The organism is Tessaracoccus terricola (assembly GCF_054776555.1).
This window is the reverse complement of record NZ_BAAHBS010000001.1, coordinates 132,368-155,145: the sequence shown is the minus strand read 5'-3', so window position 1 is coordinate 155,145 and position 22,778 is coordinate 132,368. Positions and strand designations below refer to the sequence as shown.

Here is a 22,778-nt window from a genome sequence, read left to right as displayed (position 1 = left end):
TTAACGGCAACTTCAATGTTGAAGGGATGCGAGAAGTGCGAATCAGTGTCTTCCCCAAGGGCGAGATGGAGGCCATCACCGCCGGCCGGATGACGGTCTTCGAGTGGATCGAACAGGTGAGCGACCTCCCCGTGGAGGGCGTCGAGCTGTACTCCGGGTTCTTCATCGACAAGCCGGACTCCTTCGTCGACGACGTCGCCGCGGCCGTCCACGGCGCCGGCTTCGAGATGCCGATGCTGTGCGCCTCCCCGGACATCACCCACCCTGACCCGGCGGTGCGCCGGCAGGAGATCGAGCGCGAGATCCGGATGATCCAGGTCACGCACCGCATCTCCGGCAGCGGCGCCTCCACCCGCGTCCTCACCGGCCAGCGCCACCCCGGCGTCGAGGTGGACCAGGGCATCGAATGGGTGCTGGAGGCGCTCGACGAACTGCTGCCCGTCGCCCGCGAGCTGGACATCCTGCTGGGCCTGGAGAACCACTACAAGGACGGCATCTGGGCCTACCCCGAGTTCGCGCAGCGCAAGGAGGTCTTCCACCGGCTGCTCGGGCGCATCGAGGAGGACGTCCACTTCGGCGTCCAGTTCGACCCCTCCAACGCCATCACCGCAGGCGAGGACAGCGCCGACTTCCTGGACACCGTGATCGATCGCGTCTACACGATGCAGGCCTCGGACCGCTCGCTGGCGCCCGGCGGCTCCCTGGACGAGCTCCGGCAGAGCGACGGCACCCTGGGCTACTCGCCGCTGCTGCAGCACGGCGTCATCGGGCAGGGCCTCAACGACTACCCGCGCATCTTCAACACCCTGGTAACTGCCGGCTACGACGGCTGGATCAGCATCGAGGACGGCGTCAACGGCATGGACGAGATGCGCGCCTCGGTGGAGTTCCTGCGGGATGCCCGGGACAAGTACTTCGGCGGCTCCACAGCCGTCCGCGTCGAGCGGCTGGAGCAGGCCCGCGCCCGCGCCGGGATGGCCGGCTGGGCCCGCCCCGGGCTGGGGGAGGAGCAGGCGTGAGCGCCACCATGCAGGGCCTGGTCAAGTACGGCACCAACCCCGGCGACGTCGAGGTGCGGGAGGTGCCCGTGCCCGAACTGCTGCCCGGTCACGTCCTGGTGGCGCCGCGCTCCATCGGCGTGTGCGGCTCGGACGTCCACATGTGGCAGAACAACCAGAGCTGGGCCGTGAAGCCGGACCTGGTGCTGGGCCACGAGATGAGCGGCGTCATCGCCGAGGTGGGCGACGGCGTCGAGGGCTGGGCGGTCGGGGACCGCGTGGTGTGCGAGACGGCGTTCCGGATCTGTGGCACCTGCGCGCTGTGCCGGGCCGGCAGCTACAACCTGTGCCCGAACCGGATCGGCTATGGCGCACTGGCCGACGGCTCCTTCAGCTCCCTCGTGCTCGCCGAGCCGCGCGTGCTCCACCGCATCCCCGACGGCGTGGACTTCGACGCCGCCTCCATGACCGAGCCGTACTGCGTGGCCTACAACGCCATCGTCGAGCGCGGCAGCATCAAGCCGGGCGACGTCGTCGTGGTCCAGGGAGTGGGCGCCATCGGTTCCCTGTGCGTCCAGGTGGCCCGCCTCCAAGGTGCGGGGACCATCATCGCGCTCGGCACCACCGTCGACGGCCATCGCCTCGGCAAGGCCTCCGAGTTCGGGGCGGACCGCGTCGTCAACATCGACGACGAGGACCCGCTCGCCGTGATCGCCGCCACCGGCGATGGGTTGGGGGCCGACGTCGTCGTCGACGCCACCGGCGTCAGTGCCGCGTTCCTGCAGTCGATGGCGCTGGTGCGTCCGCTCGGCAGCATCGTCAAGGTCGGCTGGGGCCCGCAACCGCTGGGCGCCAACCTCGATCCCCTCGTGGCCAAGGCGGTCACGGTCCACGGGTCCTTCTCCCACACCTGGAACACGTGGGAGCGGGTACTCGCCCTCTTCGCCACCGGCCGGCTGGACCCCCACTCGGTCATCGGCGGCGTCTACCCCCTGTCCCGCTGGCTCGAGGCCTTCGAGGCCATGGAGCAGGGACGCAACATCAAGTCCGTGGTGACCATGGCCCACTGAACAGGCCTGGCGCCGTCCGAGGAACAGCACCACGCAGAGCAGCGCGGTGGCACACAGGAAGGTGAAACCCAACATGAGCAGGACCAGAACACTCCTCGCCGGGACCGCGGCCGCAGCACTGCTGCTGACGGCATGCGGCGGCGGCGACGGCGACAACGGTGACAACGGCGGCGACGGAAACGCCGCGGGCGGCGGCGAGGTCCACGTCTCGCTGCCCAACCACACCTGGACCGATGCCATTCAGGAACGCATCGGTGACTTCGAGGACAAGACCGGCATCACCGTCAACCTCACCACCTTCGGCGAGGACCAGCTCTCCGACCAGTACAACGTGAAGCTGAACACCGGCTCGTCGGACTTCGACGTCATGATGTACCGCCCCCTGCAGGAGGGCAAGATGTTCGTCACCAACGGCTGGCTGGCCAACCTCGACGACAACATCACGGCCAACGCCGACTGGGACTGGGACGACTTCCAGGACGGTCCCGTGGGCGCCGTCACCGACGCGGACTCCGGCTCGGTCTACGGCGTGCCGCTGGTCACCGAGCGCGAGATCCTCTACTACAACAAGGAGATCCTCGCCGACGCCGGCGTCGAGGTGCCCACCACCATGGAGGAGTTCGAGGCGGCCGTCGAGGCCACCACGGACAAGGACGCGGGCATCTTCGGCTGGGTCTCCCGCGGGCAGCGCTCCGCGGCCGTCACCCAGTTCTCCAGCTTCCTGTACTCGATGGGCGGGGACTGGGACGACGTCGCCAGCCCCGAGGCGATCGCCGCCTACGAGCTCTACAGCGGACTGCTGCGCGACTACGGCCCCGCCGGCACCACGGAGATGAGCTGGCCGCAGGCGCTGCCGGTGTTCGCGCAGGGCAACGCCGCGTTCTACACCGACGCGGACAGCCTCTACAACAACTTCATGGACCCGGAGAACTCCAACGTCGTCGACACCATCGGCTTCGCGCAGTTCCCGGCGGGACCGGCCGGCTCCAAGCCGTACAACGTCCCGTCTTGGGCGCTCGGCATCAACGAGTTCTCCGAGAACAAGGAGAACGCGTGGGCCTTCCTCGAGTGGGCCACCAGCCCCGAGACCTCGCTGGACATCCAGTCCAGCGGCGTGCCGCTGGCGCGGGCCTCGGTGTGGGCCAACCCGGAGAGCACCGCGAGCTTCCCGGAGGAGCTGGTCGAGGTCATCAACGCATCCGCCGAGGTGGGGGTCGGCTACGACCGGCCGAACGTAATCCGCGTCTCCGAGGCGCGTGACATCGTCGGCACCCCCATCGTCGAGGGCATCGAGGGCCGCGACGTGGCCGCCGCCGCGCAGAAGGCCAAGGAGGACTACGAGGCCTTCCTGGAGACCGACGGCTGATCGGGGCGCCACCGGAGCCCGGCGGCGGGAGGAGTGACATGAGGCAGGAGTCAGCAGCCACGCAGGCGCTGGCCACCAAGCTCGAGTCCGGGGGGCCGCGTGCCCCCCGGACCGGGCCGGGCCGGCTCTGGGACAACTGGGTGCACTGGGCCAACCGGCACCGCAAGTGGGTGCTGTCCGCGCCCGCGGTGGCGTTCATCGTCGCGATGGTCTCGTTCCCCATCGCGTACACGATCTACCTGAGCGTCACCAACGCGCAGGGCTCGGTGACCAGGGACGTGTCCTTCATCGGGCTGGAGAACTACGTCACGCTGCTGACCGCCTCGGACCGCTTCTGGCCGGCGGTGTGGCGCACCATCTACTTCACCGTCGGTGCGGTGGCGATCGAGCTGGTGCTGGGCATGGCCATCGCCCTGTTGCTGCGACGCCCGTTCCGCGGCGAGCGCTGGGTGCGGGTGGTAATCCTGCTGCCGCTGGTGGCCACGCCCGTGGCCGTCGGCATGATGTGGATGCTCATCTTCCAGCCCCAGATCGGCGCCGCCAACGAGATCCTGCGGACGCTGGGCCTGCCGATCCAACCATGGCTGTCGTCGTCGACGCAGGCGCTGCCCACCCTGATGTTCGTCGACATCTGGCAGTGGACGCCGATGGTGGCGCTGATCCTGCTGGCCGGGCTCACCGTCATCCCGGAGGAGCCCGACGAGGCGGCCCGCGTCGACGGCGCCTCCAGCTTCCAACGGTTCTGGTACGTCACGCTGCCGCTGCTGATGCCCACGCTGGTGACGGCGGTGCTCCTGCGCTCCATCGACGCGTTGAAGACCTTCGACATCCTGTACGCCACCAAGGGCCGCGGCGGTGGCTCGTTCCACGAGGCCGAGACCCTCAACGTGCTGGCCTACTCGCTGAGCTTCGACTACAACCGCTACGGCCAGGCCAGCGCCGTGCTGATCCTGTTCTTCTTCTTCATCGTCATCGTCGTGGCGGGGCTCGTGCTGACCCGCCGGAAGGGGAGGCTGTGATGTCCACCCAGACCGTGACGGCCGTGCGTCGCCGTCGCCGTCCCGCGGCCGTGGCCTACTCCGTGTTCCGCGTGGCGGCCATCGTCGCCATCCTGCTGTTCTTCCTCGTCCCGATGGTGTGGATGGTGCTGGCCTCGCTGAAGACCAACCTGCAGATCACGGACCCGAGCACGCTGTTCAACTTCGACCTGACCTGGACCAACTACGAGACCGTGTTCGGCCAGGAGAACTTCCTGCCGTTCATCTGGAACTCGTTCTACATCGGCTTCCTGGCCACCGCCATCTCGCTGGTGATCGGGGTGCCGGCGGCGTGGGCGATGGCCCGGTTCCGGATGACGCGCTCGGCCTCGGGGGTGCTGGTGGCCCGGATCATCCCCGGCGTCAGCCTCCTGATCCCCTGGTACTACGTGTTCGCGCAGCTCGGGCTGGTCGGCGGCTACACGGGGCTGGTGCTCAGCCACATGTTCGTCTCGCTGCCGCTGATCGTGTGGATCCTGCTGTCGTTCTTCGAGTCCCTGCCCGAGGAGTTGGAGGAGGCCGGCCAGATCGACGGGCTCACCCCCATCGGGGCGTTCCGGCACATCACGCTGCGGCTGGCCACCCCCGGCATCGCGACGGCGGCGATCCTGTCGTTCATCTTCTCCTGGAACAACTTCATGTTCGCCCTCATCCTCGCCGGCGAGAACACCCGCACCCTGCCGGTGGCGATCTTCAACTTCGTCTCCTACGCCAGCATCGACTGGGGCGGCCTGATGGCGGCCTCGGTGGTGATCACCGTCCCCATGATGGTGATCTCGCTGTTCTTCCAGCGCTACATCGTCGCCGGCCTCAGCGCCGGCGCGACCAAGGGGTGAGGGTTGTGCACATCGACTTGAGGGACAAGGTGGTCATCGTCACCGGCGCCGGCCGGGGCATCGGCCGCGACATCGCCCGGACCTTCGCCGAGGAGGACGCCGTCCCGGTGCTGCTGGACGTCAACCGCACGGACCTCGAAGCCAGCGTCGAGGCCATCGGCCGGGACGTGCCCGTGCAGGTGGTGGACGTCCGCGACGGCGCCGCCGTGCAGCAGGCCGTCGACGAGGTGGTGGCCCGGTTCGGACGCGTCGACGCCCTGGTCAACAACGCCGGCGTCGGCGGCAACGGGCTGGTGGAGGAGATGACGGAGGAGGGCTGGGACTTCTGTTTCGACGTCAACGTCAAGGGCGTGTTCAACACTTGCCGCGCCGTCGTGCCCACCATGAAGCGGCAGCGCGGCGGCCGCATCATCAACGCCGCCAGTTTCGCCGCCATCGTGCCCATGATCGGGTCCGCGGCCTACGCGGCGGCCAAGTCCGCCGTCGCCCAGTACAGCCGCGCGCTCGCCGGTGAACTGGGGCCGTGGGACATCACCGTGAACGCGTATGCTCCCGGCATGGTCCCCACCGCGCTGAACGGATTCACAGAGCTGCCCGAGCCGCAGCAGAAGGAACTGCTGGACATGCTGACGCTGCGACGCTGGGGCACCGCCCGCGAGGTCTCCGAGCTGCTCGTGTTCCTGGCCAGCGACAAATCCTCCTACATCACCGGCACCATGATCGACGTCTCGGGCGGCAAGTTGGCCACCCAGTTGCCCGCCCGCGCCTACGCGTCGGCCGCGGCGACGGGCGCCGGGAATGAATGAGGACTACCACCGACGACGGGGCGGGGCGGGGCGCGCGGACGCCGGTCTGTTCGGGGAGGTCCTGAACCGGCTGGGTGAGGACATCGTCTCCCGCAGGTTGGCCGAGGGTGAGGTGCTGGTCACCGAGCAGCTGTGCGAGAACTTCGGCGTCTCCCGTTCCGTGATGCGTGAGGTGATGCGGACGCTGTCCTCCCTCGGCCTGGTGGAGGCGCGCCAGCACCGCGGCACCCGGGTGACCCCCATGACGTCGTGGGATCTGCTGAACTCCCGTGTCATCCGCTGGCGCGGCCGCGGCGCCAACTACCTGGAGCAGCAGCGGGAACTGCTGGAGCTGCGTCTCGGCGTGGAGGCCGTCGCCGCCAGCCTCGCCGCCATGCGCGCCGCCCCAGAGCTGGGACAGGCGATGATGGCCAACGCCGAGGCCATGGGCCGCGCCATCCTCTCCGGCGACCGGCACGGTTTCTTCGACGCCGACGCCCACTTCCACTCGCTGCTGGTCCAAGGCAGTGGCAACCACGTCATCGCCCAGTTCGCCGACACCGTCTGGGCCATCCTGATGATCCGCAGCTCCGACCTGCGCCCCGGGATGCGCAGCATGCTGGTCGCCTCCGTCGACCGTCACATGGACCTCGCCCGCGCCATCACCGAGCGCGACCCCGAAGCCGCCGAGGCACGCGCCCGCGTCATCGTGGAGGAGACACTGAAGGAGTTCGCCGACGACGTCGGCGCTTAGCGGGGCGACCAGGGAAAGTGTGGTCGCTGCCGCCCCCACCTGTCCCGTGCAGAACTTTGCCACCGCTCGGTCAGCTTGCCACCGCTACAGCGGTGGCGAACTGACCTAGCGGTGGCAAACCTCCTCGGGGGACCCTCAGGACTTGAAGCGGACCATGTTGTTCATCAGCCAGCCGGCGTCGGGGAAGGGGCGCCAGCTGCCGTCGGGCAGCTGCCCCGAGCCGATGAAGCTCGTCCAGGTGTAGGAGCGGCAGGCGTCGCGCCCGGTGAGGGCGGTGTCGCACTCGGTGCGCCAGGCGCGACCGTCGGCGGCGGTCCACTCGCCGGTAAACCCGAGCGGGTTGGACGCCCACAGGGCCCGCGTCATCAGCGGAGCGTAGGTGAGGTTGTTGAACACCCAGCCGGTGGTGGCGACGTAGCGGCCGTCGACGAGCTCCACCTGCGTGCCGTGGATGTCGGTGGTGCAGCGCACCGTCTGCGAGTAGTCCTCGCACTCGGTGTACTAATGGCGGCCGTTCACCTCGTGGAAGCCAGGCGTCAGGTACAGGTCCACGGGCGGCGCCGTCGTCGGTGAGGTGCTCGGGCCGCTGGTGTTTGACATTCGCTCACTCATAGAGATCAGACGTCTGCTGATCTGCGCTCAGCGGACGGTGACCTCGTTCAACTGCGCGAGGAATCGGGCCTCCTCCACCTGCGGGAGCTTGGTGAGGTAGATGAGCACGAACTGGGTCTCGGTGGCGGCATCGGCGGTCAGGACCGTGGTCTCGGGTGCGTCGGCCTGGGTGGCCAGCACGCTCCACTCGGACTCCGAAGTCATCGGTGCCGACGTCACGGTCGCGTCCGCTGGGACGCGCAGTTCCACCGTCGCGCCGGGGGCCTCGAAGAGCAGTTCCACCTCGGCCACGGGGCGGGGTTCGCCCAGGTCCAGCACGAGACCGACGCCCGGCTTCAGGCCGCCCATCTCCGGGTTGTTGTGGTAGCGCAGGGTGGGCCAGCCGGTGGCCGGGTCGCCGTCGAAGGCGAGGGGCACCGAGTCCGGGTTCTCCTCGTCGTTGCCGTTGTCCGCGGCCGGGTCGAAGTCCGCGCCGCCGACGATCTGGAACGGCCCGGTGGGTGCGGTGGATTCGCCGGACGTGGTGGTCTCGCCGTCGCCGCTGGTGGGCTGCGTGGTGCTGGTGGGGTCCTGCCCGGCGTTCTGCTCAGCGTTGTTGATGGCCACCACCACGAGCGAGATCACCAGCGCTGCCAGCACGAAAGCCACCAGCAGCCAGAGCGCGCGCCGGCCCGGCGGACGGGTGTCGGCGGCCTCGACCTCGTCGTAGTCCTCGGGTTCCTCGGGAGCGTCGTCGGCATGGGACTGGGGGCCGGTGTAGACGGGCGGGGCGGCGGCCATGGGGGCCGGCTCCGGCTCGCGCGGCACGGCCGCCATCATGACGTTGGAGTCCTCGGGCAGCATGCTGCCGCCCTGCTCGGCCAGCGGCTCGGCCGAGCGCTTCGGCACGGAGCCGCGGGCGGCGCGGACGCGGTGCTCCAGGTCCGAGCTGGGGTCGGCGGTGCCCAGCACCTCGGACAAGGAGGCGGCCAGTTGGCCGGCAGTGGTGATCCGGCGCTCCGCCGCCGCGCCGCGCTCGGTGAGGGTCGCCGACGTGATGCGGTCCAGGGCGGGGGAGACGCCGGCGCGGACGATGTGGGGGCTGGCCGGTTCCCCGGCGATGATCGGGGCGGCCTCCATCCCGAAGTCCGGCCCGCCGGGCCAGCGCTGCACCAGCGTGGCGTAGAGGAGCTTGGCCAGGCCGTGGACGTCGGAGGCCTCTCTGTCGGTCCAGTTGGTGGCGCGGGTCTCGAGGGAGATGGCCGCCTCGACCCCGAAGCCGACGAGCTTCACGTCGCCGCTGTTGGTGATGATGACGTTCTCCGGCGTCAGGTGCTCGTGGAACAGGCCCTGCGCGTGCATGCTGGACAGCGCGTCGGCCAGTTCCCGCACGATCCACGCCGACTCCAGCGTGCTGAGCGGCCCGAAGCCGAGGATCTCGCGCAGGTTCTTGCCCGTGGTGTACTCGCACACCACGTAGGCGCCCACCTCGTTCTCGTGGTCCGAGACCTCCACGGCGTCCAGCACCCGCAGGAAGCGCGAGTCAGTGGCGACGGCGCCCTTGCGCGCGGCGTCGAGGACGTCCGGGATGCGGGGGTCCTCGGTGCGCAGCACGTGGGCGATGACGTCGCGGGAGAGCACCAGGTCATGCGCGCGCCACGTCTCGATGCTGTCTCGCTTCGCGAGCAGTTCGTCCGTGCGGAAGCGGGTGCTGAGCAGCAGGCCCGGGACGGCGATGGGCGGGAGCGGGCGGTACTCGAGCGACTCGTCGGCCGGCTGCCCGTCGGTGGCCGGCTCGGGCTCTCCGCCGGCCTCCATGTCCGCGGAGTCCTGTCGGTCGGTCTCCTCCGCGGCGTCGTCGTCGGCGGGGAGGTCGTCGGCGGGGGCGTCGTCGCCGGGCAGGCCCGGGACGGGGGTGGGGGCCGGTGCGGCGCCGGAGAGTGCCGCGGCGCCACCGGCGGCCAGCGCACTTGCGCCGGGGCCGGCCAGTGGCGGCCGGAGGCGGGTCTCCTGCATCGACTCCTCGTCGAAGTCGGCGCGCTCGGCCCATTCGTCGGCCGGCTCGGGGGCGTCGCCGGTCAGCTCGTCGCGGTAGAGCGGGATGCTGGGCTCGGGCTCGGGTTCCGGGGCGGCGACGGGGCGCGCGGGCTCGGCGCGCCGGCCGGGGGCCAGGCTGGGCTCGAAGTCGTCGTCGAGGCTGATGGCCGGGGTGAGCTGGGTGGGCATCAGGTCCTCGGTGAGCCCGGCGGCGATGCTGCCCGCGGAGTACTCGTGGTCCTCGTCGACGTCCCAGCCGTCGTCGGTCACCTCGGCCTGGGGGGCGGGCTTGCGCTTGCGGGTCCGGGCGGGGCCCGGCTCGGACTCGGCGGGGACGGCGCCACGGCGTCGCACGATGTTCACCAGGCCGGACAGACTCGTCAGCTCGCGGACCCGCAGCAGGCGGCCCACCAGGAGGTAGACCGCGCCGATCAGCACCAGCCCGACGAGGATGGCCACCACCCCGCCGAGGATGCCCTCGCCGAGCCAGCCGACCACCAGTCGGGACACGAAGTAGGCGGCCACACCACCCAGGCCAGCGCCCAGCAGCAGCCGCACGATGTGCAACGCGACGGGCCCGCCGGCGAGCTCGGGGACCTGCCGCTTCAGCAGCTGCCAGCTCACGAACACACCCACGAGGTAGGCGACGGAGTACGCGAGCGCCAGGGCGGCGGCGACGAGGCCGGGGTCGGTGACGAGCCACACGAACAGCAGCGCAAGGCCCGCGTTGGCACCTGCGATCACGAGCTGCAGGAAGAACGGGGTGCGGGTGTCCTCGAGCGCGTAGTAGGTGCGCAGGCACACGAACTGGACGGTGAACGGGATCAGCCCGACGGCGAAGCCCATCAGCGCCAGACCGACGTACTGGGAGTCCTCGGTGCCCTGGCCGTGCCCGAACAGGAGCGCGGCGATCGGGTCCGCCAGCACGAAGAACCCGACGGCGGCCGGCACCAGCAGGATCAGCGCCAGCCGGATGGTCTTGGTGGCCTCCTGCGCGACGCCGCGGAAGTTCTCCGAGGCCGCCAGTCGGGAGGCGTTCGGGAGCATCGCCGTCGCCAGCGAGACCGTGATCAGCGAGTGCGGCAGGATCCAGATCAGGTGGGCGTTGGAGTAGACGTTGTAGCCCGAACCGGAGCCGCCGGCGGTGGCGGAGGTGGCCAGCCGAGTGACGATCACGAGGACGATCTGGTTGACCGCGACGAAGCCCATGGTCCACTTGGTCAGGGAGAACGTCTTGCCCAGGCCGGTGCCCTTGAGGTCGAAGCGGGGCCGGAACCGGAAGCCCACCTTGCGCAGGTAGGGCACCAGCACCAGCGTCTGGGCGGCGATGCCCACCGTCGACCCGATGCCCAGCAGCAGCACCTGCGGGGTGGTGAACGCCGCGCCCGTGTTGCCGTCGGTGCCCCACACGAACAGGTAGACGCACAGCACCAGCACGGAGATGACGTTGTTGGCGATGGGCGCCCACATCATGGGGCCGAACTTGTCGCGGGCGTTGAGCACCTGGCCCAGCAGGAAGAAGGCGCCGTAGAAGAACACCTGCGGCAACGTCAGGTACGTGAGTGCCACCATCGACGCGTACTGCGCCGCCAGTTCCTCCGCGCGCCAGGCCTCCGAGGAGTAGAGCTGCGTGATCAGCGGCGCGCACACCGTGACCACCACCGCCACCGCGCCGACGATCAGCATGAACGCCGTCATGATGCGGTTGGTGTAGGCCTCCCCACCGTCGGCGTCGTTCTTGATGGCGCGCACGATCTGCGGCACCAGCACGGTGTTGAGGGCGCCGCCGGCGAACAGGATGTAGAGGGAGTTGGGCACCATCGTCGCCAGCGCGAGGATGTCGGCCTGGCGGGTGCCGTTGCCGAGGATGAGGGCGATCAGCATCACCCGCACGAGCCCGAGGGCCCGGGAGATGAGCGTCCCCGACGCCATGAGTGCGCTGGCAGACACCAACTTCTTGGTGCTACTTACCTGACTCACTGCTCTCCTCGTCGCCGGCCACGGTCGAAACCCGGTCAGGGGGAAATCTACCCGGTGCGTCCGGCGGGGCTGTGGCGCACCGCCGGGAACCGGTCAGGTGCGAACACGCCCGGCTTGTTCGTTCCCGCCCGTCCTACTGGGCGGGCGGGAACGAACAAGCCGGGCGGGAACTCCTGGCAGGCCGTCGCGCTACTCGACGACGGGGGCCTGGTCCGGCGCGTCACCGTGCTTGGCCTTCTCCCGCTGCACCGCCCGGATCCGCAGGAACGTGCCGCCCAGCACCACCACGCCGGAGACGATGATGATGATCCAGCCGACGCTGCCCAGGTTGGTGGCGGTGATCTCCATCGTGACCGGCAGGCCGAAGTTCTCCTCGCCGCGGGTCTGCAGGGACGCCTCCACCGCGACGACGCCGTTCGAGGTGGCCTCGGGGGAGATGTTGACCGAGAGGTTCTGACCCGGGTCGATCGTCACGAAGTCCGTGGGTGGCACGTGGATGCGCTGGGGGGAGGCGCTGTCGAAGACCAGCCGCACGGTCACGGGGAAGTCGAGCCCGTTGGTGACGGTCACCGGGAAGTCGTTGGTGCGCGAGCCCATCACCAGCTGCTGGGCGGCGGTGATCGTGACCTGGTTGGTGTCGACGGTGGCCAACGGGTGCGCGTCGACGTAGGCGATGGCGGCCGCCTCATCGACGAACCCCGACGACGACGCCTTGGCGGAGAGGACGTCGAGGAGTTCCGGGTCCGACTCACCTGTGAGGTCCTGCAGGAACTGCGCGCGGGAGCGGATCTCCTCCAGCTGGGCCAGCAGCTCCAGCCTGGGCTGCGGCACCTGCGCGGTGGGCGCGAATTGTGCCGTGCCGCCGCCGTTGTCGGGGACCGGCACCAGGGTGTTGTGCTCGAGCGTGCCGAGGGCCGCGACGTCGGCCGGGGTGCGCAGCAGGTACACGCGGGGGCTCTCGGCGACGAACTCCTCGGCGAGGCGGCGGGTGAGGTGCTGGGCGTCGGAGTCGCGGCCGCCCGGGCCCATGCCCGTCTGCTCGATCTGGTCCACGCCGACGATGCCGCCGGTGCCGGTGCCCTCGCCGATCACGTTGTCCGCGAAGATCGTGCCGATGCCGAACTGCCCGAGCCGTGCCGTGTCGGCGTCCGTGGCCCCCTCGCCGAGGTCCACCGCCAGCGGCAGGGAGCGGGTGGGCTCGGACGCGACGGCGGTGGCCTGCCAGTCCATCACCTGCGCGAGGTTGTCCTGCGCGACGGTGCGGGGGATGTCCGGGTTGGCGAACGGGAGCCGCAGCGCGTCGCCGTCCGTGGCGAGGGCCCGCGCGCGTCGCGCCCAGTCGGCGGCGGACTCGTGGCCCTCGTGCTCCTCGTCGCCGACGACGTGCGGCTCGCCCAGTGCGGTGGCCTCGGCCAGCAATGAGGGGTCCAGCAGGACCGTCGTGCCGTCGGTCTCGGCGGTGTCCAGCAGTTGGCCGAGGCGGCCCTCGATGTCGGTCAGCAGACTGTCGTCGACGAACTCGCCGGTGGCCAGCCGCGTGGGGGCGGCGGCCAGTTTCACCACTGGTGCGATCTCGAGGGCGTCCTGGCTGGCGACGACGAGGATTCGGCCGCGCCCCACCGTCACGTTCCCGTCGCCCGCCTCCGGGATGCCGCGCACGTGGACGCCCAACCGGTAGACGGCCTCGTCGGTGGGCAGCGCCAGGTCCGCGACGGTGGCGTGCACCTTGAACGTGGCGCGGTCGCCCGGCTCGAACCACTCGTCGTTGCCCCGCGTGATCACCTGGATGTGGCCCGACTCCTCAGACCAGGGCTCAGTCCGCTCCCCAAGTGGAACCATGGGCGCCGAGTCGATCGCCGCGGCGAGTTCGTCGTCGGTGGTGATCGGGTCGCTGGACTGCCAGAAGTTGATTGCCACGTAGCGCACGCGTGTGGCCGAGGTGTTGATGATGGTGCCGCTGATCTCCACCACCTGCTCCGGGTCCGAGAGGTCCAGCACCGGGGTGGAGACGTCGGTGATGGTGACGTCGATGGTCAGGCCGTCCTCCGCCCGCGCCGTCGGGGCCACCGCGACGGACGCCACCAGGACCAGCAGCGCCGCGAGCAGGGCGCGGAGGCAGGTGCGGGTGGCGGTCACCGGACCATCGTAGTCGGCCGGGCGCGTGGCCCGGCCTGGCCCCGGGTGTGGCACCCGGTCCTCCCACCGGCGACCCGACCCGCCGACGGAAATCGGGGCAAGGGGCGCGGGTGCCCCTTGCCCCGATTCCACGCGGCGTGTCGGGTCGGTCAGCGGAAGCGGACCATGTTGTTGAACACCCAACCGGAGTCCCAGCCGTGGGTCCAGGTGCCGTCGGCGGCCTGCGACGACGACACGAAGTTGGCCATCACGTAGGTCCGGCAACCGCCCCGACCCGTCTCCGCGGTGTCGCAGACCGTGCGCCACTGGCGCCCGTCGGCGGCGGTCCACGTGCCCGGGTTGGCCAGCGGGTTGTCGCCCCAGGCCGCGCGCGTCATCTGCGGCAGGTAGGTGAGGTTGTTGAACACCCACTTGTTCACCGACGCGAACCTGCCGTCCACCTCCGTGACCGTGGTGGCCCAGATCGACGTGGTGCACCGGATGGTCTGCGAGTACGGCTCGCACTCGGTGTACCACTGGCGGCCATTCACGTTGTGGAAGCCCGGCGTCGAGTAGAGATCTCCCTGCTCCGGGGCCGACGTGACGGTGGCCGTGGCGGTCACCGTCGGTGCCGGGTTGGGCGTGGCCGTGACGGTCACCGTGGGCGCCGGGTCGGGCGTGGCCGTGACAGTCACCGTCGGCTGCGGCGAGGGCTCCTCACTAGGCTCTTCGCTGGGCTCCTCACTGGGCTCCTCGCTCGGCTCGGGCGAGGGCTCGACGTCCGGCTCCTCGGCCACGACGAACGACTGCACTGCGCTGCGGGTGGTGTTGCCCGCCTCGTCGGTCAGGTCCACCCAGTACAGGTACTCCTGTTCGGCGACGACGTCGCCGGCCACGGCCGTGACGCTGCCCGCCCCGCGGACGGTCTCCGAGCCCACCAGCGTCGGCTCACCCGCGGACAGGGTCATGGCCTGGGCACCCAGCGTCCGAACCGTGTGGGAGCCGAGGTCCAGCTCCAGCACGAAGTTCTCCGCGTCGTGGCCGTGGTAGCCCTCGATCTCGACGTGGTCCGGCACCGGGTTGTTCCAGCGCGAGTCGGACGTGGTGCGGTCCAGCCAGGGAGAGTACGTCGTCGAGTACAGCAGGCCGTTCTCGGCGTCGACGCCCAGGGTGCGGTAGAACTCGTGGCCGCCCCAGGCCCTGGTCTGGTAGTCGGTCAGGATCCCGTAGGTGGTGTTGCCCTCGGCGTCGGTGAAGTCAGTCACCAGCGTGCCGGACTGGTGTCCGCTCAGCACGAGCTTCACGTTGGCGTAGGGCTCCACGAGGTGCTCCTGGACCAGCGGGTTGCTGATCGGGTCCTCGTACGGCGTCGGGGTGCCGCGCGCCCACAGGTGGTGGTGCGTGGCGATGATCACCGTGTGCTCCGGGTGGGACTCGATGACCTCCTGCGCCCAGGCGAACTCGTTGTCATCGGCGTACTCGGCCGAGTAGTAGCCGACTGCCAGGAACAGCAGCTGGGCACCGTCGAGTTCGGCCGTGTAGTAGAAGTTGTCGTTGCCCTGAGAGCCGCCGAAGGTGAACGGCGAGCCCTCGACGGAGTCCTTGAAGCGGGACATCGGGAAGTACTTGTCCAGCATCAGGTTCTCGTTGCGGGCCAGCCCGTAGTCGTGGTTGCCCCACGAGACCATGTACGGGATGTCGGCCTCCTCCATCATCTGGGCCGCCGGGTCCACGCTCGCCCACTGGAACTCATCCGTCTGGTACTGGCGGTTCACCCAGTCACCGGCGTGCAGCACGATCTCCGTCTTGCGCTCGTCGGCCACGTCCACCAGGTGCTCGAACATGTCCAGCTTCATCCACGGCGTGGACTGGGAGTACAGCTGGGTGTCGCCCATGTGGACGAAGCCCCAGTCGAAGTCCGCGCCGTCGGGGGCCTGGTCGTAGGCGTGGTCCTCGCCGAAGGGCTCGGCCAGCAGGCCGCGCCACACCAGCAGGCTGAGCTTCCCGTCATCGACGGCGTCGTCCTCGGGCGTGACCTGCACGTCCAGGCCGACGGTGCCGCCGTCGGTCTCGGCGTGGGCGTCGTCCTTCAGCACCCAGGACTGGGTGGTGTGGGACCAGACCCAGGCGGAGACGCGCCTGTCGTCGCCGGTGCCGGTCCAGGTCCAGTGCAGCGCACCGGCCTCCACCTGCTCCGGGGTGAGGGCGATCTCGTAGACCTGGAACGGGTTCTCGTTCTCCCCGACGGTGGTGGGCAGCAGCTCGCCCGCCACCTCGCCCGAGGTGGGCGTCAGCGCGTCCGGCACCCGGTCCGTGGTGCTGCCGGTGCGGACGGTGACGTTGGCGTCGGTCAGTGCCGCGGCGGGTGCCAGGTGGAAGTCCGCCCGCACCTGCTCCAGGTCCTCGGCTGCCACGTCTGCGGTCAGTTCCACCTCGCTGGAACCGGCCGCGTCGTCGGTGATGACCGCGGCCCCGGGGGCGACGGTGTCGGCCAGCACGACGGCGACCTCGGCCGGGGCGGAGGTTCCCGCCTCCGACGTGGCGGTGAACGTGACCACCTGTTCGCCGAGCGCGTTCAGCGGCACGGCGACGGTGAAGTCGCCGGCGTCGACCTGCTGGTCGAAGACGGTCCGGCCGTCCAGGGTGGCCACCACGCGGGAGCGCTCTGACAGCGTCCCGGTGAAGTCCACCAGCCCGTTCTCCAGCTCTGTGCCCGGGGCGGGGCTGCCCACCACGATCGCCGGCAGCTCGCCTCCCTTCGTGACCAGCGCGCCTGCGGTGACGGCGTCACCGAACTGCATGGCGTGGCGGAACCGCTCGAACTCGGGGATGAACGGCTGCCCTGATACCTGGACGCCCTCGATCCGGCCGACGAACGGGGCCGCCAGGGTGCCGTCGCGGGTGAACAGGTCACCGATGGTGGTGGGCAGCGCGTGGTCCGATGAGGTGAGCGCGAACTCCACCTTGGACTCGAAGGCCTGCACGCCGTCGACGAACACGGCATACGTCATGCCGTCGTACATCTGCGTCACCAGGTGCGGCTGGCCGTCGGCGGGCACCTCGATGTCCGGGGAGTCCGCGCCCAGCGACGCCTGCATTTGGCCGCCGGGGCGGAGCACCTGGGCGTAGCTGTTGCTGAGCGGCTCGCCGGCGTACTGCTTGCCGACGACCGCGCCGCCGGCCCCCACCGCGGGGGCGTCGAAGGCGTAGACCGCGCTCACGCTGAGTGCGCGCTGGTCCGCCCCGATGTTGCCGGGGTACTGCAGCCTGGACCCGTCGAAGGCTGCCCAGGCGGTGCCGTCGTCGCCCACCGTGGTGGTCAGGGGAGCCCCGAGGAGCTCGCCCGTGGCGCGCCCGGTGGAGTCGACGTGGCCGCCGCCCGTGGCGATGTCGGCGTTGAAGTGCTCCACCAGCAGGTAGTCGTTGCTCCACACGTCGGCGGGGCGGTTGTCCGGGTTGCCGCCGCCGAAGTAGGCCCACAGGCCGGTGGTGGTCTCACGCGTCACCTCTGGCAGCTTCACCCAGACGACGGAGCTGCCGCCGGTCTGCCAGCTCTCCACCTCGTGGGACAGCGGTGCGCCGTCGGTGTCGAAGAACGCGAGCGTCGAGGCTGCGACGTCGGGCGTGGCGGCGATGACCACCCGCACCGGGGTCTCGGTGAAGGTCTTGTCCGTGTCGTTGCGCACGGAGAACGCCTGCCGCGAGGTGGCGGCGGGATCGGCCCACGCCACCACGGAGCCGTCGGTGCTGACCAGGCCCTGCAGCTCACGCAGGCGCTGCTCCAGTGCCTCCAGCCGCTCCAGGTTGGCCAGTGCGCCGCGGCGCTCGGCGGACAGTGCCGCCACGGCCGTGCGGGCCGCGGCCGCGGCGGGGGCGTCGGCCACCGTCGCGTCCTGCGCCGACGGCAGGGCCGCCAGCTGGGCGTCCACGTCGTCGACGAGCTTGTCGATGCCGAAGCCCTCCATCAGCTGCGGCCGGCCCGCGGAGTTCACCTCGTAGATGTCGATGGTGAGGCGGTCGCCGGTCACGTCGACGGTGGAGAACACCTCGGCGCGGTTGTTGCGCGGGGTGCCCAGCCGGTCGAACAGCTGCAGGTAGGCCTCGGCGTCGAAGGACTCGGCGTCGGTGAGCTGGTTGTAGTGCTTGGCGCCGGCGGTCTGCGGCAGGTAGTAGATGGTGCCGTCGGGGTCGACGGTGTACTCGCGTCGGATGCCGCCGCTCAGCTCGGTGTAGACGGCGGCCTCGACGGCCTTGCCGCCGGCGGGGCCGTCGGGGTCATGGGTGAGCGGGAGGGTGCGGGCGAGGTAGTGGTCGTGGCCCTGGAAGACCAGGTCGATCCCGGCCTCCGCGACGATGGGCAGCAGCACCTCGCGCATCGCGATGATGTCTGCGTCCTCCGCGTGCGCGGCGGGGGTGTACATGCCCTTGTGCATGCTCAGGAACACCCAGTCGGCGCCGTCGGCGCGGGCCGCCGTCGCCTCGGCCAGCACCCAGGCCGCCTGCTCGTCGGTGATCGCCTGCCCCGGGTCCTCGTTGGTGTTGAGGACGATGAAGTGGGCGTTGTCGTAGCGGAACGAGTAGTAGGCGCCGGTGGTGGTGTCCTGCCCGTTGGGTGCCGGCAGCATGAAGTGGTCCACGAACGAGTTGTCGTAGAGGTCGTGGTTGCCGGAGGCCGGCACAATCGTGGTGGCCAGCAGCTGCTCCTGGGAGGCGCCGAACAGGTCGATCCAGTCCTGCTCGAAGTAGCCGTCCTGCACCACGTCGCCGCTGTGCAGCAGGAACTCCGCCTCCGGGGCCGCCTCCAGTGCGAAGGCCATGGTCTGCGCGGCCAGCTGGGCCTCCTCGCGGGCCTTGGCCTGCGTGTCGGTGAGGTTCACGAAGCTGAACCCGTCATCACCGTCGGCGGTCAAGAACTCGCCGGTGGCGCCCCAGACGCCGGTCAGGGCGTCGCCCACCCGGTAGTGGTAGGTGGTGCCGGGCTCGAGGTCCGTGGCCACCGCCTGGTAGACCCGGCCGCCGTTCGCGGCGTCCCGGGCGGTGCCCGACACCTGGAAGGTGGCCTCGGGGGCGAAACCCGGGTCCGTGCTCAGCAGCACGGCGGGCTCGGAGGCCTCGGCCGCCTGGTACCAGGTGAACCCGCGCTCGGTGCCGGCGTCGGAGAACATCGTGGCGGTGATCCGGTTGGGGAGGTCCTCCGGGGCGACGAACTTGATGACCGGGCGCAGCCGCTCGAGGTCCCAGCGCCACAGGTCCACGAAGTCCCAGCCCAGCGCGTCGTAGGGTGCGCGGGTCTGCAGCACCTCCAGTGCGGTGCCGGTGCCGTTGGCCGGGGAGTCGGCCACCTGACTGCCGCCGACCGTGATGGTGGCCAGCGCCACGTTGTCCGTAGCCGTGCCCTCACCGAGGATGCGGCCCGCCTGCTCGCCCGCCCCGACAGTGCCCGAGTAGGCGACGTTGCGGGCGACGGTGGCGTCGACCGCGCGGCCGGCCAACAGACCGGCGTGGCTGGAGCCGGAGACCTCGCCCTCGACGATGTTCTCCTCGATGGTGGCGCCTGCGGCGTCTGCAACCAGCACACCGGCGATCCCGCCGCCGGCCACCTGCGCGACGACGTCGTTGCCGCTCACCACCGCGCCGTCGGAGGCGACGGCCACCAAGCCCGCCGCGGCAGTGGCGTTGGGTGCGGAGACGGTGGCGTCGGTCACGGTGACGGCCTCGACGTGGCCGCCGACGGAGCGCGCGGCCACCGTGGCGGCCGGGCCCTCGCCGTCGGTCTCCACCCGCGTGTCCACCAGCCGCAGCTCGCGGACGGTGCCGGTCAGGGTCCCGACCAGTCCGGGCTCGGCGCCGGTGAGCACCAGGTTGGCCAGCTGGTGGTTGTTTCCGTGCAGGGTGCCGGAGAACTCGGCGATGCCGGGGAAGGGCTCCTCGCCGGTGAAGTCCAGGTCCACGAGCAGTTCGACGTGCTTGTCACCGGAGAACGGCCCAGCGGTGTTCTGCTCGGCGTAGCGGCGCAGGTCCGAGGTGGACCAGATCTGGAACGGCAGCTGCTCGGTGCCGGAGCCCAGCAGGTAGTCGTTGCCCGCGGGCACGGGGTGGCCGAGGGCCTCCTCCCAGCGCCACTGCGCTTCGAAGTCCCAGCCCAGTGCCTCGTAGGTGTCCTGCTGGGCCAGTGCGTCGGCACCGGTTGGGGTGCCGTTCTTGTTGTTCTCGCCCGGGAATTCGGGGGTGGAGCCGCCGATGGTGATGCCCTCGTCCACCAGGTTGTCTGTGAACACGAAGCCGGCGGCCTGGGCGGCGGCGGTGATGATGCCGGCATCGCCCGAGGAGCGCCAGGTGATCTCGTCGCCGAGGACGACGTTGTTGCGGGCGAAGGACTCGCGGCCGGTGCCGGAGTAGGAGCCCTGGTAGGCCATCACCATGGAGCCGCGCCCCATGGAGCCGGTGCTGGCGATGGTGGCGCCCACGAGGTTGCCCTCGATCACGACGTCGTAGCGGGCGTAGCCGGTGATGGCTGCGGGGTACCGGTTGGCGGTGTAGGTGCCGGTCACCCAATTGTTGGTGATCACGACGCCGTTCTGCGAGTTCGCCACCAGGCCGGCGGCGTACTGGGCGTTGGTGCTGATGTCCGAGTTCAACACCGAGTTGCCGTCGATGACGGCGCCGTTGTTGGCGTTGACCACCAGGGCGGAGACCGTCTGGTTACTGGAGACGTGGGCGGAGATGCCGTCGACGGTCAGGTTGCGGACGGTGCCGCCGCTGAGGACGCGGACCAGGCCCAGGTCCGCACTGGAGGCGGAGGGTCCGTAGGAGATGTTGAAGATCTTGTGCCCGTCACCGTCGAGGGTGCCCAGGAAGGTGTCGATGCCCTCGAAGACCTGGCCGCCGAAGTCGATTGACTCGGTGAGGCGGTAGTGGGCGGAGCCGAACAGTGCGGGCTCCGCGTTGATGGCCGCCGCGACGGTGGCCAGTCCGGCGGCGTCGGCCACCAGGTACGGGTCCGCCTCGGTGCCCGCACCATCGACGCCCTCGAGTTCGGGGGTCTCGACGGGTCCGGTGTACTCGGTGTGGGGGACGAGGGTGAACTCGGCCACCACCCCGGCGGGCAGTGGGTGCGCCAGCTCGGCGTCCCAGCGCCAGGCGGCGTCGAAGTCCCAGCCCAGCTCGGTGTAGGTGGTCTGCAGGGCGAGGGCCTCGGGGGTGGTGGGGGTGCCGTGCTTCTCGTGCACGCCGGGGGCCTCGGGGACGACGCCGCCCACGGTCACGTCCTCGTTGGCGAGGTTCTCCGTGATGATGAAGCCCGCGTCGCGGGTGACACCGGCGATCCGGCCCGCATCTCCCGGCAGGTTCCAGTCCACCTGCCCGTTGTGGACGACGTTGTGGCGCACGAAGGTTTCGCGCCCGGTACCGGAGTAGGAGCCCTGGTAGGCCAGCGCCAGCCCGCTGCGGCCCTGCGAGCCGGTGGAGACGGTGCGGGCGTCGATCAGGTTGCGCTCGATCACGACGTCGTAGCGGCCGTAGCCCACCAGCGCCGAGGGGTAGCGGTCCGAGGTGAACAGGCCGTGGACCCAGTTGTCCGTGACGGTCACGCCGTTGGACGCGTTGCCGACGAGGCCACCGACGTACTGGCCGGTGGAGGTCAGGTCCGCGTTGATGACCGCGTTCCCGGTGATGACCGCTCCGCCGCTGGCCGTCGTCGTGATGCCGGCGACGTTGGCGCTGCCGGTGCCGGAGACCGTGTCGATCACCAGGTTGCGGACCGTGCCGGTGAGGTTGCGCACCAGCGCCAGTTCCGCGGCGGTCTCCGACGGGCCGTAGACGACGTTGCGGATCGCGTGGCCGTTGCCGTCCAGGACGCCGGAGAAGGCTTCGATGCCGGTGAAGGTGGCGCCGGCGAAGTCGACGTCGGCGGCCAGGTGGACGTGCGCGGCGCCGAAGGCGGCGGCGTTGGTGTTGATGGCGTCGGCGACGGCCAGGAGGTCGGTGAGGTCGGTCACCAGGAGCGGTGAGGCCTCGGTGCCGTCACCCTCGACGCCCGCGATGGGCTGGGCGTCGTCGTCGATGGGGAGGGTGCCGTTGGAGGTGTAGACGGGTGTGGCGGCCAGGCCGGCGGGGACGGGGTGGGAGAGCCCGGCGTCCCAGCGCCACGCAGCGGAGAGGTCCCAGCCGAGGGCCTCGTAGGTGGCCGGGTCGGCGAGCTGTGCGGCCGTGGTGTCGGTGCCGTGCTGGTTGTCGGTGCCCGGTGCGATGGGCAGTATGCCGCCGACGGCGATGCCCTCGTTCGCGAGGTTGTCTGCAACGGCGAAGCCTGTGGAGCGGTGGGCGCGGACCGCTCGGCCCGGATCAGTGACCGTGGCGGCGTCGGACCAGGACAGGTCTCCGGCGAACAGCACGTTGCCGGTGATGGTGCTGGGCTCGTCGCGCGTGGGGTTGCCCTGGTAGCCCAGTAGCATGCCGCCGCGGGCCTGGTTGCCGGTGGCGTGCAGGTCCGCGTCCACGAGGTTGTTGGTGATGTCGATGAAGTAGCGGCCGTAACCCACCACTGCCGCCGGGTAGCTGCTGGCGGTGAAGCTGCCGTGGACGAGGTTGCCCGTGACCGTGACGTCGTCCTGCGCCCAGGCGACGAGGCCGCCCACGTTCTGCTGCTGGGCGTGCAGGTCCGCGTTCACCACGGCGTTGCCCTCGATGACGGCGCCCTTGGTGGCGCGGACGGCGAGTGCGCTCACGTAGTCGCGCGCCGTGGCGGTTACGCCGTCGACAACCAAGTGGCGGATGGTGCCGCCGGTGAGGTTCCTGACCAGGCCCAGGTCCGCGTCGTCGTCGGCGGTGTGGGCGTAGGTGACGCCGGAGATGGTGTGGCCGCCGCCGTCCAGGACGCCCGTGAGGGTCTGGAAGCCGGTGAAAGTGGCGCCGTCGAAGTCCAGGTCCGCGGTGATCAGGACGTGGCTGTCAGGTGCGCCCGCATTCACGAACTCGGCCACCACCTGGAACCTCTCCGGGGTGTCCACCAGGAACGGGGACTCCGCCGTCCCGGCGCCGCTCACCCCCTCGATCGGGTCCGCGGCCCGCGCCGACGGGGCGAGGCCGAGGAGGAGTGCGAGGGCGACGATGATTCCGGCGAACGGCCGAAGTCGAGACATGTTTGCTCCCTGGAGACGACAACTCCGCCGACGCTATTGAGGCGGGGGAACCGCTCGGCCAACTCCTGG

General features: G+C 70.4%; 11 protein-coding genes. 7 read left to right on the top strand and 4 right to left on the bottom strand.

What is annotated here, in order from left to right:
* Positions 1-35 precede the first annotated feature (35 nt).
* The 7 genes from ACYU7G_RS00690 to ACYU7G_RS00660 all read left to right on the top strand — a co-directional run bounded on the left by ACYU7G_RS00690 (position 36) and on the right by ACYU7G_RS00660 (position 6,846).
* Positions 36-1,019 carry a sugar phosphate isomerase/epimerase family protein gene (locus ACYU7G_RS00690; protein ID WP_461103726.1) on the top strand — a complete coding sequence of 328 codons (984 nt, stop codon included), beginning with the start codon at positions 36-38 and terminating at the stop codon, positions 1,017-1,019.
* The gene (locus ACYU7G_RS00685; protein ID WP_461103724.1) at positions 1,016-2,068 is read left to right on the top strand and encodes a zinc-dependent alcohol dehydrogenase; all 1,053 of its coding nucleotides are present in this window, start codon (positions 1,016-1,018) and stop codon (positions 2,066-2,068) included. The genes ACYU7G_RS00690 and ACYU7G_RS00685 overlap by 4 nt, the downstream gene beginning before the upstream one ends.
* Positions 2,069-2,141: 73 nt before the next feature.
* Positions 2,142-3,434 carry an ABC transporter substrate-binding protein gene (locus ACYU7G_RS00680; protein ID WP_461103722.1) on the top strand — a complete coding sequence of 431 codons (1,293 nt, stop codon included), beginning with the start codon at positions 2,142-2,144 and terminating at the stop codon, positions 3,432-3,434.
* A 38-nt stretch (positions 3,435-3,472) separates the two neighbouring features.
* Entirely contained in the window at positions 3,473-4,453 is a 981-nt protein-coding gene (locus ACYU7G_RS00675) for a carbohydrate ABC transporter permease (protein WP_461103720.1), read from the top strand.
* Positions 4,453-5,307, top strand: a complete 855-nt coding sequence (locus tag ACYU7G_RS00670; RefSeq protein WP_461103718.1) for a carbohydrate ABC transporter permease — start codon at positions 4,453-4,455, stop codon at positions 5,305-5,307. The genes ACYU7G_RS00675 and ACYU7G_RS00670 overlap by 1 nt, the downstream gene beginning before the upstream one ends.
* Positions 5,308-5,312: 5 nt before the next feature.
* The gene (locus tag ACYU7G_RS00665; RefSeq protein WP_461103716.1) at positions 5,313-6,113 is read left to right on the top strand and encodes an SDR family NAD(P)-dependent oxidoreductase; all 801 of its coding nucleotides are present in this window, start codon (positions 5,313-5,315) and stop codon (positions 6,111-6,113) included.
* Complete coding sequence (locus tag ACYU7G_RS00660; protein WP_461103714.1) at positions 6,106-6,846, top strand: FadR/GntR family transcriptional regulator; 741 nt, start codon at positions 6,106-6,108, stop codon at positions 6,844-6,846. The genes ACYU7G_RS00665 and ACYU7G_RS00660 overlap by 8 nt, the downstream gene beginning before the upstream one ends.
* A 135-nt stretch (positions 6,847-6,981) precedes the next feature.
* Here ACYU7G_RS00660 and ACYU7G_RS00655 read toward each other — a convergent pair whose 3' ends face one another.
* The 4 genes from ACYU7G_RS00655 to ACYU7G_RS00640 all read right to left on the bottom strand — a co-directional run bounded on the left by ACYU7G_RS00655 (position 6,982) and on the right by ACYU7G_RS00640 (position 22,709).
* Positions 6,982-7,317 carry a hypothetical protein gene (locus ACYU7G_RS00655; protein WP_461103712.1) on the bottom strand — a complete coding sequence of 112 codons (336 nt, stop codon included), beginning with the start codon at positions 7,315-7,317 and terminating at the stop codon, positions 6,982-6,984.
* Between the two features lie 168 nt (positions 7,318-7,485).
* Complete coding sequence (gene murJ / locus ACYU7G_RS00650; protein WP_461103710.1) at positions 7,486-11,454, bottom strand: murein biosynthesis integral membrane protein MurJ; 3,969 nt, start codon at positions 11,452-11,454, stop codon at positions 7,486-7,488.
* Between the two features lie 189 nt (positions 11,455-11,643).
* Positions 11,644-13,590, bottom strand: a complete 1,947-nt coding sequence (locus tag ACYU7G_RS00645) for a DUF6049 family protein (protein WP_461103708.1) — start codon at positions 13,588-13,590, stop codon at positions 11,644-11,646.
* Between the two features lie 149 nt (positions 13,591-13,739).
* Positions 13,740-22,709: a metallophosphoesterase gene (locus ACYU7G_RS00640; protein ID WP_461103706.1), complete on the bottom strand. Its 8,970-nt coding sequence runs from the start codon at positions 22,707-22,709 to the stop codon at positions 13,740-13,742.
* Positions 22,710-22,778: the final 69 nt, after the last annotated feature.

Bases quoted from the DNA above. Each gene is read 5' to 3' on its own strand.
- ACYU7G_RS00640 (WP_461103706.1), bottom strand. From the start codon at position 22,709: ATGTCTCGACTTCGGCCGTTCGCCGGAATCATCGTCGCCCTCGCACTC.
- ACYU7G_RS00670 (WP_461103718.1), top strand. From the start codon at position 4,453: ATGTCCACCCAGACCGTGACGGCCGTGCGTCGCCGTCGCCGTCCCGCG.
- ACYU7G_RS00680 (WP_461103722.1), top strand. From the start codon at position 2,142: ATGAGCAGGACCAGAACACTCCTCGCCGGGACCGCGGCCGCAGCACTG.
- ACYU7G_RS00660 (WP_461103714.1), top strand. From the start codon at position 6,106: ATGAATGAGGACTACCACCGACGACGGGGCGGGGCGGGGCGCGCGGAC.
- ACYU7G_RS00675 (WP_461103720.1), top strand. From the start codon at position 3,473: ATGAGGCAGGAGTCAGCAGCCACGCAGGCGCTGGCCACCAAGCTCGAG.